The sequence below is a fragment of the Actinopolyspora lacussalsi genome, assembly GCA_030803735.1.
GTDB lineage: Bacteria > Actinomycetota > Actinomycetes > Mycobacteriales > Pseudonocardiaceae > Actinopolyspora > Actinopolyspora lacussalsi.
This window is the reverse complement of sequence record JAURUC010000001.1, coordinates 4,486,514-4,508,007: the sequence shown is the minus strand read 5'-3', so window position 1 is coordinate 4,508,007 and position 21,494 is coordinate 4,486,514. Positions and strand designations below refer to the sequence as shown.

The following is a 21,494-nucleotide window of genomic DNA, read 5'->3' as shown; positions in this document are numbered from 1 at the left end:
GAAAAATGTCGCCGGTCACAAAGTCCGGCCGTGTTCGTGTTCGACCCGCCGCGCAAGGTGGTCGGTGTCGAGAGTTTCACGGCGAACGCTGCCCGCCCGGTAGGCGGCACGCCCGACGAGCTGGGCCAACACCGGTGCCGTTATGGCCTGGAACAGGCCGACCAGAATGAGCCCCGAGGCGTATCGCACTTCCAGATGGACCGCGCTGCCGAGCAGTATCAGCACGAGTCCGAGGGTTTGCGGCTTGGTCGCCGCCTGCAGCCGGGCCGCGACATCGGGAAAAGTCAACAATCCTATCGCACCGAACAGACAGGACAGGGCACCGGCTATCAGACATACCGCTGAGAACAGATCCAGCCAGCTCATCGATGCGACTCCTTCTTCTCGACGAGACGAGCGGCGCTGACCGAACCGATAAACGCCAGCAGGGCGAATGCCGCGGCCAACGCGACATTCGATCCGTCCTCGTTCATGCCCATCCCCACACATGTGGCGGCGACGATCAACGTGATGAACACGTCCAACGCCACTATGCGATCCAAAGTGCCCCGTCCGAGCAGCAAACGCACCAGAGAAAGCAATCCGGCCAGACACAACAAACCGAATGTGATAGCGAACACCACGCCCATCATCCGACCTCCGACCGATGATTCCGATCCACCAACCGCACCTGCTCGCCCGTTCCCACCGCGCGAACCACTCGACGCTCCCAGCCGAGCACTTCACGTCGCACCCGCTCGGTGGCGTTCTCACCGGCACCGAGCGCGTAGACGTAACAGATCCGGTTGGCCCGATCGATCTGCAACACGAAATTGCCGGGGGCGAGCGAAACCGCGTTGGCCACCATGGCCATCAGGTGATCCGAGTCGGTGACCAGCGTCACCGCCACGATCGACGCCCGTACCCGAGGTCCCCGCACGACCGCCTCGAAAGCCACTCGCCCCGTGGAGACCACCAGATCCCATGCCAGGAAGAGCCCGAGCTGACCGGCGCGCAGCGGACGCAGCCGGATGTCGGTGGCGATCGGCGGTGCCGGGAAGAACCCGATGACGAGCAGCCCCACCACGATCCCGAAGAAGATCGTGCCGAAATCGTAGGTCCCCCAGAGCAGCAACCAGACCAGCACCAGCCAGCCCAGCAACGGCAACCTGCGGACGGCTCTCCCGACCGGGTGCCGTCTGCTGATCACGTGCTCGCCGCCACGGCGGCGCCGGTGCCGATGGCGCGGTTCGGGATCAACCACCGGAATCACCTCCCAACACCGCCGTGCGGTACGCCTCCCCGGTGATCAGGTCGGTGGCGGCACGTTGGCTGACCTCGGCGAGCGGCCCGGCGAGTGCCGCGACGAGCACGGTGGACAGCACCAGCACCCCGGTGGCCTGCACCATCCCCGGCGAGGTGTCACCGGTACCGACGACGAGCTCATCGGTGGGGTCGGGATCGCCCTCCGGCTCACGCACCTGGCCCCAGAAGGCCCGGCTCCACACCCGGGCCACCGCGTAGAGCGTGAGCAGGCTGGTCAACACCACGACTCCGGTGGCAACGTAGCCCCAGACCGTGCCGACCCCGATCCCGGACCGCAGCAACGCGAGCTTGGCGACGAAGCCCGAGAACGGTGGCACGCCGGCCAGGCTCAACGCGGGCACGGCGAACAGCACGGCCACCAGCGGGGATATCTTGGCCAGACCACCCATCCTGCTCAGCGCGACCGTTCCGGTGTAGCGGGTGATGAGACCACTGACCAGGAACAGCGTGGCCTGCACCGTGATGTGGTGCACGATGTAGAGGATCACCCCGGTCAGCCCGGCGATGTCGTAGACGCCGAGCCCGAACAGCATGAACCCGATGTGGCTCACGAGCAGGAACGACAGCATCCGGTTGAGGTCGTTCTGCGCGAGCGCGCCGAGCGCGCCGACGATCATCGTCGCCATCGCCAGCGTGAGCATCAGCGGCCAGCTCGGCTCGCGTTCGAAGACCAGGATCTGGGTGCGGATCATGGCGTAGATACCGACCTTGGTCAGCAACGCGGCGAGGATGGCGGTGATCGGCGCGGGCGCGTTGGGGTAGCTGTCCGGCAGCCAGAAGTGCAGCGGAACCATGGCCGACTTGACGCCGAACACGATGACCATCAGCAGCGCGAGTGCGCGCACCGGCGCGGGCGGCAGTTGCCCCATCTCCAGGGCGAGGTCGGCCAGGTTCACCGTGCCGGTGGCGGCGTAGACCAGCCCGATCATGGTCAGGAACAGCACCGAGGAGGACAGGCTCACGATCGTGTAGGTCATCCCAGCCCGCACCCGGCTCGCGGTGGTTCGCCGGTTGATCAGCACGTAGGAGGAGGCGAGCATGATCTCGAACGCCACGAACAGGTTGAACAGGTCACCGGTCAAGTAGGCCAGTGAGACTCCCGAACACAGCACCAGGTAGATGGGGTGGAAGGTGGTGCTGGCGGTTCCGCGCCCGTAGTCGGTGATGCGCTGGCCGATGGAGTACAGCAGCACCGCGAACATCACGACCACGCTGATCAGCAGCAGCAGCGCGGCCAGCCGGTCGGCCACGAGCGCGATCCCCACCGGAGCGGCCCAACCGCCGAGGTGCAGCACCAGCGGTCCGTGCACATCGGCGAAGTACAGCAGCACCGCCGCGTCCACGACGATCACGCCGAGTACCAGCAGCCCGAGCAGGCGTTGCACGTCGGCGAACCGTCCGAACGCCATGGACAGTCCGGCCGCCGCCAGCGGAAGCAGCACCGGGACGGCTACCAGTTCGCTCACCGGGTGGCCTCCGAATCCAGTTCCCGCTCGGTCTCCTCGTCCCCTTCGGCCAACTCGGCCTCCAACCTGCGGATCCTGCGGTCCTCCACGTCGTCCTGCACCTCGTCGTGCCCGAGCAACTGCCAGGCGCGGTAGGCGAGGGCGAGCAGGAATGTGGTCAAGGCGAAGGTGATAACGATGGCCGTGAGGGCCATGGCCTGCGGCAACGGATCGGCCATCCGCTCGATCGGGGCATCGCCGAGCATCGGGGGGCGTCCGGCCTGACTGCCACCCGCCAGCTGCAACAGCAGGTTGGCGCCGTGCCCGAGGATCACGATGCCCAGCAGCACGCGCATCAGGGAACGCTGCAGCAGCAGGTAGAACCCGGTGGCGTAGAGCCCGCCGAGCACGATCGCCATCGTCAGGTTCACGGTGTTCATCGCGGACCACCTCCCGGCGCGGCGATGTCGGCCTCGATTCCCGATCCGAGTGTGCGCAGCAGGTCGAGCACCACTCCGAGGATCAACAGATAGACACCGATGTCCAGGAACAGACTGCTTACCACCTTGATCTTGCCGAGCAGCGGGACGGCGAAGGTGAAGCTCGCGCTCTCCAGCACCACACCGCCGAACAGCACCGGAACCAGACCGGTGAGCACGGCGGTCGTCAGTCCGATCCCGATCAGCACCGGTGGGCGCATGGACACCGTGGAGCTGTCGTCCAGTCTGCCGCCCGCGAGGTAGCGCAGCACGAATGCCTGCCCCGCCACCAGACCACCGCTGAATCCGCCGCCGGAGCGGTAGTGCCCGGCGAACAGCAGGTACACCGAGAAGACGATCACTGTCGGGAATACCACGCGCGCGACGAGCTCCAGCAGGATGGTCCGCTCCCGGGGATCCCGGCTGTAACCGGAGAGCAACCAGCGCTCGGCCGGAGCGTCGGAGTGGAACCAGGCACCCTCGGCCGCTTCGCTCCGCCCGTCGGATGCTCGGGGATCGGTCATGTGCGCCCCTTTCCGCCGCGTTCGTCGGGAGCCCGCCCGGCCGCGGCCAGGGATTCCCAGTCGGACCTGGCGTGTTTCCTGCGACGTGCGGACCTGGCACTGAGCACCAGGCTGGCCACTCCGGTGGCGGCCACGGCCAGTACCGAGAGTTCGCCCACGGTGTCGAAGGCACGGAAGTCGATGATGATCGCGTTGACCACGTTGGTGGCGGAGGTGCCCTCCTCCGCGTGTTCCAGGTACTCCCCGCTCACCGCCGAGGGGGTGTCGCGCGCCGAGCTGAAGATCAGCGCGGCGAACCCGACGAACACTCCGCCCGCCAGCGAGATCAGCACCTTCGGCAACCGCACTCGAAGTGAGGAGGGAGTCTCGGTGAACCGGGCGGGCAACCGGCGCAGCACCAGCACGAACGCGATCAGCGTCAGGGTCTCCACCAGGAACTGGGTCAGTGCGAGGTCGGGACCGCCACCGACGATGAACATCCCACCGATGGCGTAGCCGATGACTCCCACGAGCAGCACCGCCGTGATCCGTCGTGTCGCTCGGAGCACCCCTGCCGCGGCTATCAGGATGACCAGCGCCAGCGGCAGTTGGAGCACGTTGTCCCACCAGCGCAGCTGTTCGATCGGGGTAACCCTGATCAACAGCACCGAGCCGGGAACGACCAGCACCGTGAGCAGGATGATCCCGAGGTAGGTGGGCAGGGAACCCACCTGCACCCGGCCGGTGACCCCGACGGCGAGCCGCTCCAGCGAGCCCATGACGCGTTCGTAGCCGCGCTGGGCGTCGAGCGGGCTCGGCAACCGGTCACGCAGCCGGTTCAGTCCGGCGTTGTAGGCGGCGAGCGTCAGGCCACCGAACAGTGTGATCAGGGAGAACACCAGCGGGAGGTTGAAACCGTGCCAGAGTCCCAGGTGGTATTCCCCGGAGTGGCCCACGGATCGTTCGGCGTAGGTGGCGGCGAGTTCGTCGGTCACCGGGTAGGCGACTCCGAGCGCCAGGCACAGCAGCGCCGTGACGGCGGGTGGGAGCAGCATCCCGGCGGGCGGGGGGTGGACCTCGGTGGGCATCGTGTCGCGTTTGGAGGCGAAACCTCCGACCAGCAGTCGTGCGGTGTAGGCCACCGTGAGCACGGATCCCAGTACGAGCCCCGCCTCGACCGCGACCGCGGGCCCGGCGCCGAGATAGGCCTCGAACGCGGCCTCCTTCGCCACGAAGCCGATCATCGGAGGCACCCCGGCCATGGACATGGCGGCCAGCACCGCCATCGCGGCCACCCAGGGAAGACGGCGACCGACCCCCGAGAGTTCACGGATGTCCCTGGTGCCGGTCTGGTGATCGACGATACCGATGACCAGGAACAGCGTGGCCTTGAAGGCACCGTGGGCCAGCAGCATGCCCGCCAGTGCCAGCTCTCCGGTGTAGCTCCCGGAGCCCGCCAGCACCATCAGGAATCCCAGCTGGCTGACAGTGCCGTAGGCCAGCAGCAGTTTGAGGTCGTACTCCCGCAGCGCACGCCAACCGCCCACGAACATGGTGACCAGACCGAACACCGCGGTCACCACGGGCAGATAGGACACTTCGGACAGTACCGGCGTGAGCCTTCCGACCAGGAAGACGCCCGCTTTGACCATGGAGGCGGCGTGCAGGTAGGCGCTGATCGGGGTGGGTGCGACCATCGCGGCGGGCAGCCAGTTGTGGAACGGAACCTGCGCCGACTTGGTGAACGCCCCTACCAGAATCAGCCCGGTGGCGATCGCGGCAGCGGAGCCGGTGGGCGGTTCGGCAGCCAGTTCCGAGATCCGGTAGGTGCCGCTCGTCTCGCCGAGCACGATGAACCCCAGCAGCATCACCAGGCCGCCCAGCGTGGTCACCAGCAGGGCCTGCAGTGAGGCCCTGCGGGATTCCCTGCTCACCCCGGACTGACCGACGAGCAGGAACGAGCAGATCGTGGTCAGTTCCCAGAAGATGTAGAGGGTGAGCAGGTGGTCGGCCAGTACCAGTCCGAACATGGCACCCGCGAAGGCCAACAACAGCGGGGCGGAGCGTTTCGCGTCCCCGCTCGGGGTCTCGAAGTACCACCTGGAGTACAGCAGGACGAGCACACCGATCCCCGACACCAGTAGCGTCATCACCAGCGCCAGGGTGTCCAGCCGGAACACGAACTCCAGCCCCAGCGTTGCCGACCAGGTCACCCGCTCGACGGGCTGATTACCGGCCAGCACCGCCGCCGCGTGCGCCAGCGCCCAGCACAGCGCAGCGGCGGGCGGCAGCGCGGCCACGAGGTAGGCGGCGCGGGTGTGGCGCATCGCGACCGGAGGCAGCAGGAACGCCACCAGCAGGTGCGAGATCACCAGCGCGAGCACGAATACCTCCCCTGCTGTGGCGTTGCGGGTCTGCTGTGGCGTTGCGGGGCCGCCGTGGCGTTGCGGGCCGTCGGCGACGCGACACGGTCCGTACGACGGTGCTTCCGCCACCACCTGCCGCCGTGGTGGCGGACCGGTTACGAGCCCCGAGCGATACCGCGTCTGTGCTGTCCGGACCAGTCACGATGGCCCGATCACCGTCAAACTTAGCCCACGATCGCCCGAAACACCCGATCGTTCCGGCCCGCGGACCAGGGTGTTTCGCGGCCTGTCGGAGCGTTTCCGCCGGTTTCGGCGGCGAATCGGCCGTGCGGCCGACTCCCGGAAGAGCCGATCACGTGGGAAAGTTCACTGTCCGTAACACGCCGGGAACACGAACGGGGGCACTTCGCCGGATTTGCCCGTTCACTCCCGGAAGTCGGCCGGTACGGCGGTGCGGGGCCGCCGTACCGGGCACCACGCCGTCGTGAAGTCGTCCGAACACCTTGTGGAGCAGTCGTGGCGGGCTGTTGGACAATCGGGGCGTGCCCGAGGAGGAACCGGAAGAAAGCGGTATCGGTCGGCTGATCGCCGACCGATACCGAATGCGCGCCAGAATCGGCGGCGGCGCTATGGGCTCGGTTTGGTCCGGCATGGACGAACTGCTGCGCAGGCCGGTCGCCATCAAGGCTGTGCGGCTACCACCGGGCATCCCGGAGGCCGAGGCCGCGGAGATCCGCGAACGCACGCTGCGGGAGGCACGCGCCACCGCGGTGGTGGTCCATCCCAACGTGGTCACCCTCTACGACGTCGCCCGCGAGGGCGACGAGCCGTTCGTGGTGATGGAGCTGGTGCCCTCGCACAGCCTGGCGAGCATCATCGCCGACCACGGTCCGATGGACGACGGCCAACTCGCCGTCGTGATCGACTCGGTCGCCTCGGCGCTGGAGACCGCGCACCAGGCCGGTGTGGTGCACCGGGACGTGAAGCCGGGCAACATCCTGCTGGCCGCGGACGGGCGGATCAAGCTCAGCGACTTCGGAATCTCCCGCAACGTGGCCGAGCCCACGCTCACCCGCACCGGGATCATGCTGGGCACTCCGGCGTTCATCGCTCCGGAGGTGGCGGCAGGCGAGACCGTCACCGCCGCGGCCGACCTCTGGGGGCTGGGTGCGGCCCTGTACGCCGCCGCGGAGGGCGTGCCGCCGTACGACACCGACGACAATCCGGTCGCCACCATCAACTCGGTGGTCAACGGCCCCGTCCCCGGCACCGCCAGACCCGGCCCGATCGGTGAGGTCATCACGGCACTGCTGGTCAAGGATCCGCGACGACGCATGTCACTGCGCGAGGTGCGCGGTCTCGTGCAACCGCTGCTGCCGGATCCCGGCGCGGAGCCGTTCGCGGGGCTGGTCCCCGAGGAATCGGCGACGGTGCGGACACCGCTGCCGGAGGGGTCCGATTCGGAACCGGGCAGGCGGTCCTCGTGGCCCGCGGAGCCCGCCTCGGAGTCCGGCCGAGGGTCGAGGGAGGCCTCCGGCAGCGGTTCCCAGCACGACAACGGTCCGCAGTACAGCGGTGGGTTCTCCGACAGCCTCGCCGCTTCGGGCGGGGTACCGGACGAACCGGGATCGGCACCACTCGCGGCCGATCCGGGACCACTGCCGTTCACCCCCAGCGAGCCACCGAGGCAGCGGAAGCGTCGCTCGCCGCTCGGCGTGTTGCTGCTGACGCTGGCGGCGGTGCTGCTGTTCATGACTGCCGCGGGCACCTCGTTCCTGGGAATCCGAGCATTCGTGAGCGGGAACGTGTTCCCGGACTTCGAGGACTCGGGACCCGAGACACTCCAGCAACGGGAACTCGTGGAGCTGGAGGGGAACAACGGAACGCTGGAACATCGCAACGACGGTGGTGGCGGCTACTACTCCATGCCCGTACCCGTGGGGTGGAGCCGCTACCAGGAGTACACCAGTGAGACCCCGACCCGCAGCATGACCGCTCGATTCGTTTCCCCTGGCGGGCGGACGGAGCTGGCGGTGCAGCGGTTCGGGGGCTACTACGAGCGCGGCTACACCACGGAGGGCTACATAACCGCCCTCGAGGAGAGGCAGCGCGGCGCGAACAACACCTTCGAGATGCGTTCCAGGACCCCCATCGGCAACGATTCGAGGCGCGCGGCGCGAGATACGCAGCTGACGTACAACGTGATTATCAACTCGTACGACGCGAATTCGACGGCGCGGGAGCCACTGCTGCGTCACGTGGCGGCTCGGCTGATGCCTCGCGGCGGTGATCTGTGGATCGTGCGGGTGACCACTTCCGCCACGATGCCAGAGGCGCAACGACTGCTGGCACGAACCGTGAACCAGTTCGAGACCCAAGGCTGACCACTCGCCGAACAGGCCGACTCCCGATCGCGCGAAGCGCCCTCGAACACGGCGAGGACGAACCACGGTTCCGAGCGACCTCCGGCACGGGCGAGAGACTCGTGACGGGCTCGTTGGTTAGGCTGACCGACTGTGACGTCTTCCACCACATCGGAGTTGCCCGATCCGGCGGCCGTGGCGAGCAACGCGGCGGCGACCCTGGCCGAGCTGACCGGAGTCGCCGGTCACGACCTGGCTGTGGTGCTCGGTTCGGGATGGCAGCCCGCGGCCGAGGAGCTGGGCTCGCCCGACAGCGAACTCGACATGTCCGAACTGCCCGGTTTCGACCCCCCGGCGGCGGTGGGACACACCGGCAGGATCCGCTCGCTGCGAATCGGGAACAAGCGGGTCCTGGTGCTGCTCGGCCGAACCCACCTCTACGAGGGTCGCGGGGTGGAAAAGGTCGTCCACGGGGTGCGGACCGCCGTGGCGGCGGGCTGTCGCACGGTGGTGCTGACCAACGCCGCGGGCGGTCTGCGCGAGGACATGAGCGTGGGGCAGCCGGTGCTCATCAGCGACCACCTGAACATGACGGCCCGCTCCCCACTGGTGGGAGCCAGGTTCGTCGACCTCACCGACCTGTACGCGACGCGGCTGCGCGAGATCGCGACCTCGATCGACCCCTCGCTGACCGAGGGCGTCTACGCGTGCATGCCGGGACCGCACTTCGAGACGCCCGCCGAGATCCGGATGCTGCGCACCCTGGGTGCCGAGCTGGTGGGCATGTCCACAGTGCAGGAAGCGATCGCCGCACGCGCGGGAGGTGCCGAAGTGTTCGGGCTGTCGCTGGTCACCAACCTCGCGGCCGGTATGACCGGGGAACCGCTGAACCACCAGGAAGTGCTGGAGGCGGGCAGGGCCGCCGCGGGCAGGATGGGCAAGCTGTTGCGCTCGCTGGCCGAGCGCGCCTGAGCTGGTTCTCCGGCCCGATCGGCGCGCATCGCCGGAGGTGATCGTGATGTCCCGGGAACAACGAGTCCTGGAAGCCGCGCGGGAGTGGCTGGCGGGTGAGGTCGACGAGGCCGACCACGCGGAGCTGTCCGAGTTGACGCGGCGTGCGGCGAACGGGGACTCGGACGCCGCGGCCGAGCTCGCGGATCGCGTGGCGGGATCGCCCGCCTTCGGCACGGCCGGGATTCGCGCGCCGCTCCGGGCGGGACCGAACGGGATGAACCGCGCCGTGGTGATCCGCACGACCGCCGGTCTGGCCGGTTGGCTTCGTCGACGCGGCACGGTGGGCACCGTGGTCGTCGGCCACGACGCCAGGCACGGTTCCCGCCGGTTCGCCGCGGACGCGGCCGACGTGCTGTGCGCGGCCGGTTTCGAGGTGCGGGTACTGCCGGAACCGCTGCCCACCCCGGTGCTGGCCCGCGCGACACGGGCGCTGGGAGCCGTCGCGGGGGTACAACTGACCGCTTCGCACAACCCGCCCACCGACAACGGTTACAAGGTCTACCTGGCGGGAGGCGACCCGCTTGTCGCACCGTACGACGCCGAGATCGAGGATGCCATCTCCGAGGTGGGGGCCGCCGACACCGTGCCCCGGGAGCACGGTTGGCATCACTACGAGCGTGCCCTGCCCGAATACCTCGAACGAGTGGCCGAGCTCGTCGGGGACGGTGCCGGCGGGCTAAGGGTGGCGGTGACGGCACTGCACGGTGTGGGGGCCGAACCGCTGGAACGGGCCTTGCGGATCGCCGGTTTCACCGACACGTACTTCGTCACAGCACAGCGGGAACCCGATCCGGACTTCCCGACCGTGGAATTTCCCAACCCCGAGGAGCCGGGCGCCACCGACGCCGTGCTCGAACTGGCACGTGACGTCGACGCCGATCTCGCCGTGGCGCTGGATCCGGACGCCGACAGATGCGCGCTGGGCGTGCCCACCCGGGAGGGCGGCTGGCGGATGCTGCGGGGCGACGAGACCGGAGTACTGCTCGGCGATCACGTACTGTCCACAATTGACAGGAAAACCAACCCGGATCCGCTGGTGGCGACCACGATCGTCTCCTCGTCCATGCTGGAATCGGTGGCACGCGCGCACGAGGCGCGTTACGACGAGACGCTGACCGGCTTCAAGTGGCTGATGCGAGCGGGCGACGGCAGTGGCGGCGGACTGGTCTACGCCTACGAGGAAGCGCTCGGGCACTGCGTCGACCCGGATCACGTGCGGGACAAGGACGGGATCGCCACGGCGGTACTGGCCTGCGAACTCGCGGCCACGCTGGCACGTGACGGCACGACACTGTCGGAACGGCTGGCCGAGCTGGAGATCGAACACGGGGTGCACGAGACGGAACAGATCACGGTACGCATGACGGATCCGGAGACGAGGGCGGAGACGATGCGACTGCTGCGGCGGAACCCGCCGACCGAACTGGCCGGAACACCGGTGGAAACACGTGACCTGCTGCCCGAGGCCGATGTGCTGATTCTGCGGGACGCGGGCGACGAGGAGACCGGAAGACCGAGGGTGGTGATCCGTCCTTCCGGGACGGAGCCCAAGCTCAAGTGCTATCTGCAGACCATCGTCCCCGTCGAGGGACCGGATCGGGTGTCGGGGCTGACAGCCGCGCGCGGCCGTGCGCGGGAACTGCTCGCCAGCCTCAGCTCGGAGGTTCGTTCGTTGGTCGACTTCTGAGAACGCGGGCCCGACCGTTCGGGAACCGCTGCTCCCCTCGGTAGGAAGCGGTAAAACGACCCGACTCGTGTGCCGGTATCGAAAAGCGCGATCGCCTACGAGGGACCCGCGCGACCACCAAGCCGTGCGGTGGTGTCCACCGGTAGGCTCACGTACCGACCGAAGCGCACACGAGTAGGCCGTACCGTACGAAGACCGTGGGCGACACGGTTCCGCGGGACCGTCACGGCGGCGGCACGCGACCGCCAAGCCGCGTGGCGTGACCCCCAAGCCACGCCTTCCGACCGCCCGACCGCGACGGAGCCGGAACGTCGCCACGCTGTTCTACGCACAGCGGGTTTCGCGGCATCCGCCTCATTGCCGGATCGGAGCGAATAGGTCACTTCCCTGACTCCCATGCCGAACGTTCCCTCGATTCGACCGGTGTCGAACCGGATGGCTCCGTTCCTGTCCGGAGCATCATGGATCTGACGCAGCACGAGCGCGTTCGGTTCCATCGTGTCGGAAATCTCCGGTCGATTCTTCCGTTCGGATCTTCCGATCGGGATGGGCGACGATCCCCCACGAGCTCGGTTTCGCGGGATTCAGCCCCGCCGCGCCACGAGCTCGGCCCAACCCGGCTCGTCGGGCAACGGTCGTTCGGTCCAGTCGGCGGGCCATTTCCGGCGCGTGTCGTCGTCCAACCGGGTCATCGCCCCGGTGAGTGCGGCAGTGGTGTGCGTGCCGAAGTCCACCTCTCCCGCGAAGGTCGCGCCTCGGAATGTCACGCCCTCGCCCTCGAAGCCGACGCGGCGGAAATCCCCGAGGCCGCTGAATCGCACTCCTCGGAAATCGGCTTGCCGCTCGAACAGCGTCCCCCGGAACACGGCCGGACCGTGGAAACTGGCATCGGCGAAGGTGGCCGAACGCACGCGGCATCGGGAGAACGTGAAGGTGTGCAGTACGGCTCCGGACAGGTTCAGCGCTATGTCCGGCCAGAACAGCGAGTCCTCCGCCGGTTCCTCGTCCAGCCGCAGGTGGGTGACCAGCACCTGCTGCGCGGCCTGCCGCACCTCGAACTCCTGGGGGCCGCCGTGCTCGGGACTCGGCTGTTCGTCCGGTGCCTCCGGGGACATCCGCAGATAGGCGCAGATGAGATCGACGATCGTCTGCCGGTGCGTCGGGTAGGTCTGGCCCAGCCGTTCCAGGGCGAAGATCCCGGCCAGCCGGACCGGGGCCTTGTCGGTGCTGAGCTGCTCGGCGGCCCTGCCGTAGAGTTCGGTGACCCGGGTCTCGGTGGCATCGTGATCCCGTCGCAGAATGCTGACCTCGGTGCTGCGCTGCCGCCGGGCCGCCAACCAGAGAGCGGCGGCGCCGCCCGTGCCCACTCCGATGCTCGCGGAGGTGCGCACGGCTTCCAGGATCACCTTGGGCGGCGCGTCCCGCAGCACGACCACCAGCAGGGTCGTCGAGAGCAGCGTGATCCCGACGACCACGACGGCGCCGATCGTGATCGCCCTGTTGCTGAGCACCCGGGGAACTTCCGGGGTTGGCTGGGAACGTGCCACGGTTCCCGATCATGGCAAACACCGCGGCGCGATTGGCCGGGATCGGCGAACTCCGCACCCGAAATCTCCGGTGATGCGGCCACCACGCCGTGCTACGGAGAAAAAGCATTCGAAGAACGGGCACGAGCAGGGTACGTTCGGGACATGGCTACCGAGATGATCCCTTCCCGAAGGGAAGATGCCGCGTAACCGGCCCGCGCGCGTTCGGCGCGCACCACGGACGAGTCCGACGAGCGAGATTCCCGGTGTGTCACGCCGCGTGGCACACGCCCTGGACCGGCTGGACCGCGAAGATCTCGACGCGGCGAGCGTGGGCGTAGCGCTCAGGCAGTGGAAGTGGGCTTGTCATGCCCCCACCGCGAAACTTCAGGGCGAGCACAACGACCTCACCGAGTTCATCGCCCCGTTCGAAAGGGACACGCTGGAACGCGCGCTCCGAGCCCTGCCGAGGCATCTCGCCAGGGAGCTTCGCTCCCACGTCGCACCGCTGGACGAGCTCTACATCGCCAAAACAGTCCCGGTCCCCACGTGGACCAACGGGAACTGGTGGGAGAACCGCTGCTGAGTACCGGCGTTCCCGCCGCCGGGAAAACCCCGCCCCAGCCGCCTCGCCCTCGGGGAGACACCGGACTCCTAGACTGACGGCATGGCCCGACTGCTGATCGTGCACCACACCCCTTCACCGGGGATGCAGGCGATGTTCGAGAAGGTCGTCGAGGGGGCGACCACCGACGAGATCGAGGGTGTCGAGGTGGTGCGCAGGGCCGCGCTGTCCGCCACTGCCGCCGACGTGCTGGCGGCCGACGGGTACCTGCTGGGCACCCCGGCCAACCTCGGCTACATGTCGGGCGCGCTCAAGCACTTCTTCGACCAGATCTACTACCCGTGTCTGGACGCCACCGGGGGCAGGCCGTTCGGCATCTACGTGCACGGCAACGAGGGCACCGAGGGCGCGCTCCGGGCCGCTCGTTCCATAACCACCGGACTGGGATGGCAGCAGGTCGCCGAACCGGTGGATCTCACCGGACAACCCGACTCGACGGGCTTGGACGCGTGCTGGGAGCTCGGCGCCACCGTGGCGGCGAACCTGATGGAGTGAGTCAGTGCCGCCGTGCCCGAGGTCTCCGTGGGGGACGACACGAGCGGGGACAACCCGAACCGAAGAGAGTCCCGCAGCTGAATCCTCGCGGGAGCCCACCACTTCAGAGACCCCAACCGCACGAGGAGGCCACTGTCCGCGAACCGTTCCCTCGTACCGGAATCGATCCCGTCGGGCGTCGTTCCACCTGCCAGCGAACGGGCCGCGCGAACGAGTTCCGGATCACTCACCGTGTAGCATTCCACAGCCGATCCCCTCCTGTCCCGGATCTGGAGAAAACCCGGCCCTTCCCGCTGGACGCACTCGCACGGGAACCAGGAATCGGCCCACTCGTCGAGCTTGGTGGTCAGTCTCGTCTACGAAGCTACGCCTCAGGTATCGAGTCGAACGTGGCTGGTCGAGTACGCGGAATAGCTCCGTTTCGAACGGATCCGCGAGCACCAGCTCGGTGTCGGGAAAAGCCGGTCTGGCACCGAGAATCACGGTCTCGTCGCCGGTGACCGCGTACTTGAGCCAGCTGCGCGAGTGGGTCGTCGACCACTCCTCCACCGCGTGCGGCAGTTTCCGCTCCGGCGTTCCGACTATTTCGGTCGGAATCGTATCGAACAGGTAGGCGACATCGACCATTTCCTCGTAGCAGCACTCCGATGTCTTGCCGCGGGACTTTATGAACGAGCCGTTCAGTCCGCAGCAGGTGTAGTGGTGTTTCTCGCCCCACCAGCATCCGCTCGATCCCTCCAGTAGGAGCTTGGGTTCGAGCCTGTTCGAGGCGATGCTGTGGCAGAAGAAGTCCGGATTGGCATTCAGAACCGTCACGGAATCCGTTCTTGCCGACGTGGATTCCACACCGGACACTATCCAAATCTTCCGGTATTCGCCCTGATCCGATAACAGGAAATTTCGACGGACTCGACTGGCCCGTTCGCCGCATCCCGCGGGTCCGGAAGTCGGGAGCGTCGAAGCGACATGGAAAGTTGGTCACCGCTCCCCGGCGTCATCAGCCGAAGCATTCCCCAGCGACGAACCGAAAAAGGAGCGCGATCACGAAATGTACGCGGAAAAATTCAAAACGTGTTCAACACGGGGCGCGTCTGCCGTACGTTCGGGCAGCGGACCGCGATCTCGCGACAATCCGCCGTGAGGCTCTCGTGTATTCGATCAACGGCGACGTTACACACCACACGAGATCGACCAGGGACGATGCCCCGCTTCAGAACTTCGCGGCGCGTCCCTTCCAGCTGGTCACTCCCCGCGCCACCTCCAGCGCACCGTGCAGCATGATGCAGCCGAAGACCGCGTTGGTGAACGGTGCGGCCGGTGCCAACCAGGGTCCCGCGTGCATGACGCGCGCGGTGCGGGCGTGCGTCGCGCTCTGTGCCGTCCAACCGAGTGAGCCGAGCGCGATCAACGCCGGATTCCGACCACGCACTCCCGCCGCGAAGATCGCCGGAGAGGCCAGCGACAGCGAGATCTGGCCGAACCCGATGCCGAGCAACAGCGGAAGCGAACCGTTGGTCCCCGCCACGAAGCTCTTGCGGAAGGAGTCCCACCCCTGCCGGAATGGGTCCATACCGCTGGTGGTCGCGTACGAGAGCCCTTCCACAACCCTGGTGATCCCGCCGTGATCGCGTACGGTGGTGGCGATGGCGATGTCCTCGTTGCGACGTCCGGACAGCGCCGCCCAGCCGCCGATCTTCTCGTAGTGCGAGCGACGCAGCAGGATGCAGTGGCCGATGGCGAACGCCTTGCTTCCCTTGCCGACCGGATCGGCGTTCTCACCGATCATCTGCAGCCCGGCGGGCATCAGTATCGGCCAGCTCGCCGAGTGTTCGGCCGGCGGCCCACCCGGTGTGGAGACCAGATCGGCGTCCGCGTGTTCCGCGGTCGCCAGCAGCTTCGCCAGCAGTTCGGGAGCGAGCACGGTGTCGGCGTCGACGAACATCAGCCACTCACCGGCCTCTGGCTCGCCAGCGGCCTCGACACCGACGTGCATCGCGTGCACCTTGCCGGTCCATCCCGACGGCGGCCCCTCGCTGCGTACGACCCGTACTCGCGGGTCCTCGGCCGCGTGGCGGGCAGCGATCTCGCTGGTACCGTCGGTGGAACCGTCGTCCACCACCACGACCCGCAGGGCGGGTTCCTCGTCGTCCGGGCCACGTGCGCAACCGTAGGTCTGCTCGCGGATGCCGCGCAGACAGTTGTCCAGCACGTCTTCCTCGTTGCGCGCGGGAACCACCACGGTCACGGTAGGCGGCAGCACGGTACTCGCCGGCTGCTGCTCCAACGGCAGAATGGCTCGCGCTTTCCGAAGGGTGCGCAGGCTGCGATACACGGTCCCGCCCACCGTCGCGGCCAGCAGAGCACCTCGGACAGCGTTATGTCGTGATACCACACGCACAGCTTGCCATGCGTCCCCGGAAAAGGACCCCACCGGCAGTGCGAACCCCACCTCAACAACGTGCGTACGCCGGGTTAGTGATGTTCGGACGGCATGATCGGCCGGACACGCGGTCACAATCGGTAATCAACGCCGTTCGCCGCTCCAGCGCGGCGGTGGCGGCGGTGCCTCCCCGGCTGGCGTCGATTTCTCGCGAAATCGCCGCGCCGCGGAAATCCGCCCCGGCGACGGGGATCGCCGGGGCGGACCATGGGCCCGCCACGTGGCCCATGCCTGGGAAGGGATCAGTTCAGGTTCTCGTCGATGGCGGTCATCAGTTCACCGTCCGCGGTGTCACCGTCCAGCGACCAGATCATGGCGCCGCCCAGACCGTTGCCGTTGACGTAGTCCATCTTCCTGGCGATCTCCACGGGATCGTCGAAGGTCCAGAACGTGTTGCCGTCGAACAGCCACGCGAAGCCCGCCTGTTCGTCACGGTGGATCGTGTACTGACCGACCTTGTCCTTGAGCACCTTGTAGTCCTCGTATCCCGCTTCGTAAGTGGCGGGAGCGGGTCCGGTGGAGGTCTGGAACAGGCCGTTGTTTTGGTCCGGAACCCCGGTCCAGCCTCGGCCGTAGAACGGGACTCCGAGCACCAGTTCGTTCGCCGGAGCCCCTCTGTCAAGATAGGTGTCGATCGCCTTGTCGACGCTGAACCGCTCGGTGGAGGGATCACCGGCCGGGCTGTACAGCGCGGACTGGTGGTTGGTGGTCTCCTCGTAGGCGCCGTGCAGGTCGTAGCCCTGCACGGTGGCGAAGTCCAGCGAGTCGAAGACCTTGTTCACCTCGAAGCCCGCGTCGATCTTCTCGGGTGAGGCGGGCAGGAAAGCGGTCAGGTCGTAGGTCTCGCCGGTCTCGGCTTCCAGACCGTCGAGCTGGCTGCGCCACTCCCGCAACAGGGCGGTGTAGTTCTGCTTGTCGGCCGGATCCACGATGGTGCCGGGGCCGCCCTCGGAAGCGGGCCACTCCCAATCGATGTCGACGCCGTCGAAGATGCCCGCCGCGACGCCCTCGCCGCCCTGCGGCGAACCGCCGAGCTTCGGCAGGTTGCCCCGCAACCACATGTCGATGCAGGACTTCACGTGCTGCGCGCGGGACTGCTGCGTCGCGGCCGCGGTGTGGAAGTCGTCCGACCACGACCAGCCGCCCAGCGAGATGTAGACCTTGAGGTGGGGATACATCTCCTTGAGCTCGGCCAGCTGGTGGAGATTGCCCGCCAACGGCTGGTCCCAGGTGTCGGCGACGCCGTCGACGGAGTTGGCCGCCGAGAACCGCTTCTGGTAATCGGCCCACGCGTCGGCCTCACCGGCCTGGTTACCGGTGAAGCACTGCCCGGAGGAATCCAGGTTTCCGAACGCGTAATTGATGTGGGTCAGTTTCTCGGCGGTACCCGAGGTGACCAGATCGTTGATGTAGAACTGCCGGTCGTAGATCGACCACTGTGTGAAGTAGCCGACCTTGCGGGATCCACTTTGGGCAGCCGCCTCGGCGGTGGCCGCGCGATCCGCGCCCTGCTCGGTGGAACCGTCAACGCCGGTGGCAGTGGCCGGTGCGGCCAACAGCCCCGTGAACAGCGCGGCTCCGGCTGCCAGTGCTGATAATCGCCACGTCGAACGTGTACTCAGAGACATCGCTCACTCCCGATGGGATCGGTACGGGATGCCCAACACCGTGTGGTCTAGACCAAGTTTGGTCAAGGTATGGACCAATCTTTCACCCGTTCGGACGCAGGACCACGAAACCGGATCCGTGAAGCAGCGAATGCCGCTCAACAGCGGAAACGAAGCACTGGTTCCACACTGGACCGACACTTCCACACTCGGGGCGCCGTGGTGCTCCCACTGCCGCGCACACGATGGTGACTCGACACACAGCGCGGCACCGTCAATCTCTCGCGAAATCGCCGAGCCGCTTCGACGCAGGCCGAACCCCAGCCACTGTCGCAGTCGGCACCGCCGCGGGTTCGCTGGCGCGACTCTCGCGAGGAAGGCCCGACGTTGTGTAGGTCGCTACCCGATGTCGGGCCTCCCGGAGCGAGAGCCGCGCGAGAGGTTCCGCCAAGCAACCGACCACGGAAACCGAGGCAGCGAAGTTCTGCTACCGGGGTCCGTACTCACGATCGCCGGCATCACCCAGCCCGGGGACGATGAACCCGGACTCGTTGAGTCGTTCGTCCACACTCGCCGTGACCACGCGAATCGGAAGCCCCGACTCCGACAACCGGTCGATCCCTTCCGGGGCCGCCAGCGTGCAGATCGCGGTGACGTCGCTCGCGCCACGCTGATGCAGCAGTCCGATCGTGTGGACCATCGACCCGCCGGTGGCAAGCATCGGATCGAGCACGATCACCGGACGCCGCGAGAGGTCGTCCGGCAGCGACTCCATGTAGGGCGTGGGACGCAGCGTCTCCTCGTCCCTGGCCAGGCCGACGAATCCCATCTGCGCCTCCGGGATCAGCCGGTGGGCCTGGTCGGCCATACCGAGCCCGGCGCGCAGCACCGGCACCAGCAGCGGCGGGTTCGCCAGCCGGTACCCGGTGGTGCGGGCCACGGGGGTGTGGATGGACTCCTCGGCCACCTCGGCGTCCCTGATCGCCTCGTAGAGCAGCATCAGGGTGAGTTCCTGCAGCGCGGCCCGGAACGCCGCGTTGTCGGTCCGCGCGTCACGCATGGTGGACAGTCGCGCCCGCGTCAAGGGGTGATCGATGACCCGCACATCCATGACCGCCACGGTATCGGCAAGTCCGTGGAAGTCCGCTGCTCACCCTCGGCGGGGATCGCGTCAGCCGCGTGCCGCCAGCACCGCGTCGTAGAGGTCCTTCTTGCGCACTCCGCCCATCTCGGCTATCTCGGCCACCGCGTCCTTGAGTCGCATCCCGGTGGCCGCACGCTGTTCGACCTGGGCCACGAGTTCCGCGGGGTCCTCCGGTGCCGCGGTTTCCGCTCCGGCGAGCACCACGGTGATCTCGCCGCGCACGCCCTCCCGTGCCCACTCGGCGAGTTCGCCCAGCTCACCACGACGAACCTGTTCGTAGGTCTTGGTCAGCTCCCGGCACACCGCGGCACGTCGCCGTGAGCCGAGCACGGTCACCGCGTCGTCGAGCGTGTCGGCTATGCGATGCGGTGCCTCGAAGAACACGGCGGTGCGCTGCTCGGCCACCAGACCGGCCAGCCAGCGTCTGCGCGGCCCGGACTTGCGCGGTGGGAATCCCTCGAAGCAGAACCGGTCGCTGGGGAGCCCGGACAGCGCCAACGCGGTGGTCACCGCGCTGGGGCCGGGCAGACAGGTCACGGGCAGGCCCTCCGACGCGCACGCCGCGACCAGGCGGTAACCGGGATCGGAGACGCTGGGCATCCCCGCGTCGGTGACCAACAACACGGTCGAACCACCGCGCAGCGCCTCCAGCAGCGTGGACTGCCTGCTCTCCTCCACCGCGTCGTAATAGCTCAGCACCCGCCCGGATGGAGCCACTCGCAGCGAACCGGCCAGCGCACGGACCCGCCTGGTGTCCTCGGCGGCGACGACGTCGGCCGTGGCCAACGCCTCGGTCAGCCTCGGCGAGGCGTCGCGCGCGTCGCCGAGTGGGGTGGCCGCCAGCAACAATGTGCCCGATCCGGATTCGTCAGTCACGAGAACCACCATACGATTTGCGTGTGAACGTCCTCGTGCCGAGCTCCGGTGCCAGCAGCGCCCGCGACGAAGCCGTTCGCGACGGCGAAACCCCGCCGGTCCGGTATCCCGGCGAACACGACCGGGCGAAACTGTTGTCGCCGAGAGAACCGACGGATCGCCTGCGCGGATGGATCGTGACCCTGGTGGTCACGCTGCTGGCGGGTGTGGTCCGTTTCTGGCGACTGGGGCAGGCGACCGACGACGGCACCCCGATCTTCGACGAGAAGCACTACGTCCCGCAGGCGTGGCAGATGCTGCGCAACGGTGGCTTCGAGGACAATCCCGGTTACGAGCTGGTGGCCCACCCGCCGGTGGGCAAACACCTGATAGCGGTCGGCGAGTGGCTGTTCGGATACACCCCGCTGGGCTGGCGGTTCAGCGCCGCGGTCGCTGGCACGCTGATGGTGCTGCTGCTGGTGCGCATCGCGCGCCGCATGACGCGTTCCACCCTGCTGGGCGCGTTGGCGGGAATCCTGCTGATCTGCGACGGGCTCAGCCACGTGCAGGCGCGCGTTGGCATGCTGGACATCTTCCACGCCGTGCTGGTGCTCGCCGCGTTCGCCTGTCTGCTGGTGGATCGCGACCGAATGCGTTCCCGCCTGGCGCTGGTCGTCACCGAACAGCGGATCGGGGAATCGGAGCTGGGTCCCAGATTGGGATTCCGCTGGTGGCGGTTCGGCGCGGGCCTCCTGCTGGGGCTGGCGTGCGGGGTGAAGTGGAGCGGCATCTACTTCGTGCTGGCCCTGAGCCTGCTCAGCCTTGTCTGGGACGCGTTGGCCCGGCGGAGCGCGGGAGTGGCACGCCCGTGGCGCGGCGCGTTGCTGCGGGACGCCCTGCCCGCGTTCGCATCGCTGTTCGTACTGCCGTTGGTGGTCTACTTCGCCACCTGGGCCGCCTGGTACGCGAGCGAGACGGCCACCGACCGGCACGCGGCGGCCGTCGCGGACGACGTGGGATTCGGTTTCCTGCCCGACGTGGCGCGATCACTGCTGTATTACCACTTCAACGTGCTGGAGTTCCACACTCATCTGGTCACCGGCGACGATCCGCACCCTTGGGAGTCGAAGCCGTGGTCCTGGCCGATGGGCATGCGGCCGATGCTCTACTACTACGAGTCCGGGATGCCCGGTTGCGGCCAGGGCGACTGCGTGCAGGCCACGATGCTGCTGGGGACCCCGGCACTGTGGTGGGTGGCGCTGCCGGTCGCGGGTTGGGCGGTGTGGCGTGCCGTCGGACGGCTGGACTGGCGCTACGCCGCGGTGCTGGTCTGCTACTGCGCCGGTTACCTGCCCTGGTTCGTCAACCTCGACAGGCAGATGTACTACTTCTACGCCACACCGCTGGCCCCCTTCCTGGTGCTGGGGATCGTGCTGGTGCTCGGCGAGATCCTCGGGCGTTCGAACGCGAGCACCGAACGCCGCAAGACAGGTCTGCTGGTGGTCGCGCTCTACGTCGGACTGGTAGTGGCCAACTTCGTGTGGCTGTGGCCGATCCTGAACGGTTTCCCGATCACCGAGGCGCGCTGGGCGGCCGAGCTCTGGCTCCCCTCGTGGCGGTGAGCGGGCCCGGCCGCGAGC

At 67.8% G+C, this 21,494-nt stretch carries 18 protein-coding genes and 1 pseudogene; 6 read left to right on the top strand and 13 right to left on the bottom strand.

Annotated elements, in window-relative coordinates; all coding sequences use genetic code 11:
• Positions 1–15: 15 nt before the first annotated feature.
• The 7 genes from mnhG to mbhE are packed head-to-tail and all read right to left on the bottom strand — an operon-like array spanning position 16 to position 6,116.
• Positions 16–366 (bottom strand): monovalent cation/H(+) antiporter subunit G, encoded by a 351-nt coding sequence (gene mnhG / locus J2S53_RS20065; RefSeq protein ID WP_456242286.1) that lies wholly within the window; start codon positions 364–366, stop codon positions 16–18.
• Complete coding sequence (locus tag J2S53_RS20060) at positions 363–629, bottom strand: monovalent cation/H+ antiporter complex subunit F (protein ID WP_092928174.1); 267 nt, start codon at positions 627–629, stop codon at positions 363–365. The genes mnhG and J2S53_RS20060 overlap by 4 nt, the downstream gene beginning before the upstream one ends.
• Positions 629–1,243 carry a Na+/H+ antiporter subunit E gene (locus tag J2S53_RS20055; protein WP_456242285.1) on the bottom strand — a complete coding sequence of 205 codons (615 nt, stop codon included), beginning with the start codon at positions 1,241–1,243 and terminating at the stop codon, positions 629–631. Before J2S53_RS20055 ends, J2S53_RS20060 begins: the two co-directional genes overlap by 1 nt.
• Positions 1,236–2,771 (bottom strand): Na+/H+ antiporter subunit D, encoded by a 1,536-nt coding sequence (locus J2S53_RS20050; RefSeq protein WP_456242284.1) that lies wholly within the window; start codon positions 2,769–2,771, stop codon positions 1,236–1,238. The genes J2S53_RS20055 and J2S53_RS20050 overlap by 8 nt, the downstream gene beginning before the upstream one ends.
• A complete protein-coding gene (locus tag J2S53_RS20045; protein ID WP_092974654.1) occupies positions 2,768–3,190 on the bottom strand; it encodes a Na(+)/H(+) antiporter subunit C in 423 nt (140 codons plus the stop codon). The genes J2S53_RS20050 and J2S53_RS20045 overlap by 4 nt, the downstream gene beginning before the upstream one ends.
• Positions 3,187–3,753: an MnhB domain-containing protein gene (locus tag J2S53_RS20040; RefSeq protein ID WP_130469164.1), complete on the bottom strand. Its 567-nt coding sequence runs from the start codon at positions 3,751–3,753 to the stop codon at positions 3,187–3,189. Before J2S53_RS20040 ends, J2S53_RS20045 begins: the two co-directional genes overlap by 4 nt.
• Positions 3,750–6,116 (bottom strand): hydrogen gas-evolving membrane-bound hydrogenase subunit E, encoded by a 2,367-nt coding sequence (mbhE, locus tag J2S53_RS20035; protein ID WP_456242283.1) that lies wholly within the window; start codon positions 6,114–6,116, stop codon positions 3,750–3,752. Before mbhE ends, J2S53_RS20040 begins: the two co-directional genes overlap by 4 nt.
• Before the next feature lie 563 nt (positions 6,117–6,679).
• Between mbhE and J2S53_RS20030 the strand changes: the two genes are divergently transcribed.
• The 3 genes from J2S53_RS20030 (at position 6,680) to J2S53_RS20020 (ending at position 11,162) form a co-directional block, all read left to right on the top strand.
• On the top strand, positions 6,680–8,482 hold the full coding sequence (locus J2S53_RS20030) for a protein kinase domain-containing protein (protein ID WP_456242841.1): 1,803 nt from the start codon (positions 6,680–6,682) through the stop codon (positions 8,480–8,482).
• A 132-nt stretch (positions 8,483–8,614) separates the two neighbouring features.
• Positions 8,615–9,433: a purine-nucleoside phosphorylase gene (locus J2S53_RS20025; RefSeq protein WP_092974645.1), complete on the top strand. Its 819-nt coding sequence runs from the start codon at positions 8,615–8,617 to the stop codon at positions 9,431–9,433.
• Between the two features lie 46 nt (positions 9,434–9,479).
• Positions 9,480–11,162: a phospho-sugar mutase gene (locus tag J2S53_RS20020; protein ID WP_456242282.1), complete on the top strand. Its 1,683-nt coding sequence runs from the start codon at positions 9,480–9,482 to the stop codon at positions 11,160–11,162.
• Between the two features lie 584 nt (positions 11,163–11,746).
• On the opposite strand, the gene J2S53_RS20015 is transcribed toward J2S53_RS20020, so the two are convergent.
• Positions 11,747–12,709 (bottom strand): pentapeptide repeat-containing protein, encoded by a 963-nt coding sequence (locus J2S53_RS20015; protein ID WP_456242281.1) that lies wholly within the window; start codon positions 12,707–12,709, stop codon positions 11,747–11,749.
• A 247-nt stretch (positions 12,710–12,956) separates the two neighbouring features.
• Here J2S53_RS20015 and J2S53_RS20010 point away from each other — a divergent pair, with 247 nt between their 5' ends.
• Positions 12,957–13,274 carry a hypothetical protein gene (locus J2S53_RS20010; protein ID WP_456242280.1) on the top strand — a complete coding sequence of 106 codons (318 nt, stop codon included), beginning with the start codon at positions 12,957–12,959 and terminating at the stop codon, positions 13,272–13,274.
• A gap of 81 nt (positions 13,275–13,355) precedes the next feature.
• Positions 13,356–13,808 (top strand): flavodoxin family protein, encoded by a 453-nt coding sequence (locus tag J2S53_RS20005; RefSeq protein ID WP_092928184.1) that lies wholly within the window; start codon positions 13,356–13,358, stop codon positions 13,806–13,808.
• A 137-nt stretch (positions 13,809–13,945) separates the two neighbouring features.
• Here the strand turns inward: J2S53_RS20005 and J2S53_RS20000 are convergent.
• The 5 genes and pseudogenes from J2S53_RS20000 to rsmI all read right to left on the bottom strand — a co-directional run.
• Positions 13,946–14,158, bottom strand: a pseudogene (locus tag J2S53_RS20000) (DUF5825 family protein); the annotation flags it as partial.
• A gap of 860 nt (positions 14,159–15,018) precedes the next feature.
• The gene (locus J2S53_RS19995; protein ID WP_456242279.1) at positions 15,019–16,200 is read right to left on the bottom strand and encodes a glycosyltransferase; all 1,182 of its coding nucleotides are present in this window, start codon (positions 16,198–16,200) and stop codon (positions 15,019–15,021) included.
• 290 nt (positions 16,201–16,490) lie between these two features.
• Positions 16,491–17,876 carry a glycoside hydrolase family 18 protein gene (locus J2S53_RS19990; RefSeq protein WP_456242278.1) on the bottom strand — a complete coding sequence of 462 codons (1,386 nt, stop codon included), beginning with the start codon at positions 17,874–17,876 and terminating at the stop codon, positions 16,491–16,493.
• Positions 17,877–18,342: 466 nt separating this feature from the next.
• Positions 18,343–18,966 (bottom strand): uracil phosphoribosyltransferase, encoded by a 624-nt coding sequence (gene upp, locus J2S53_RS19985; protein ID WP_092974623.1) that lies wholly within the window; start codon positions 18,964–18,966, stop codon positions 18,343–18,345.
• A 60-nt stretch (positions 18,967–19,026) separates the two neighbouring features.
• Positions 19,027–19,887, bottom strand: a complete 861-nt coding sequence (rsmI, locus tag J2S53_RS19980) for a 16S rRNA (cytidine(1402)-2'-O)-methyltransferase (RefSeq protein WP_456242277.1) — start codon at positions 19,885–19,887, stop codon at positions 19,027–19,029.
• 11 nt (positions 19,888–19,898) lie between these two features.
• Here rsmI and J2S53_RS19975 point away from each other — a divergent pair, with 11 nt between their 5' ends.
• Positions 19,899–21,476, top strand: coding sequence for a dolichyl-phosphate-mannose--protein mannosyltransferase (locus J2S53_RS19975; RefSeq protein WP_456242276.1), 1,578 nt, complete (start codon positions 19,899–19,901; stop codon positions 21,474–21,476).
• Positions 21,477–21,494: the final 18 nt, after the last annotated feature.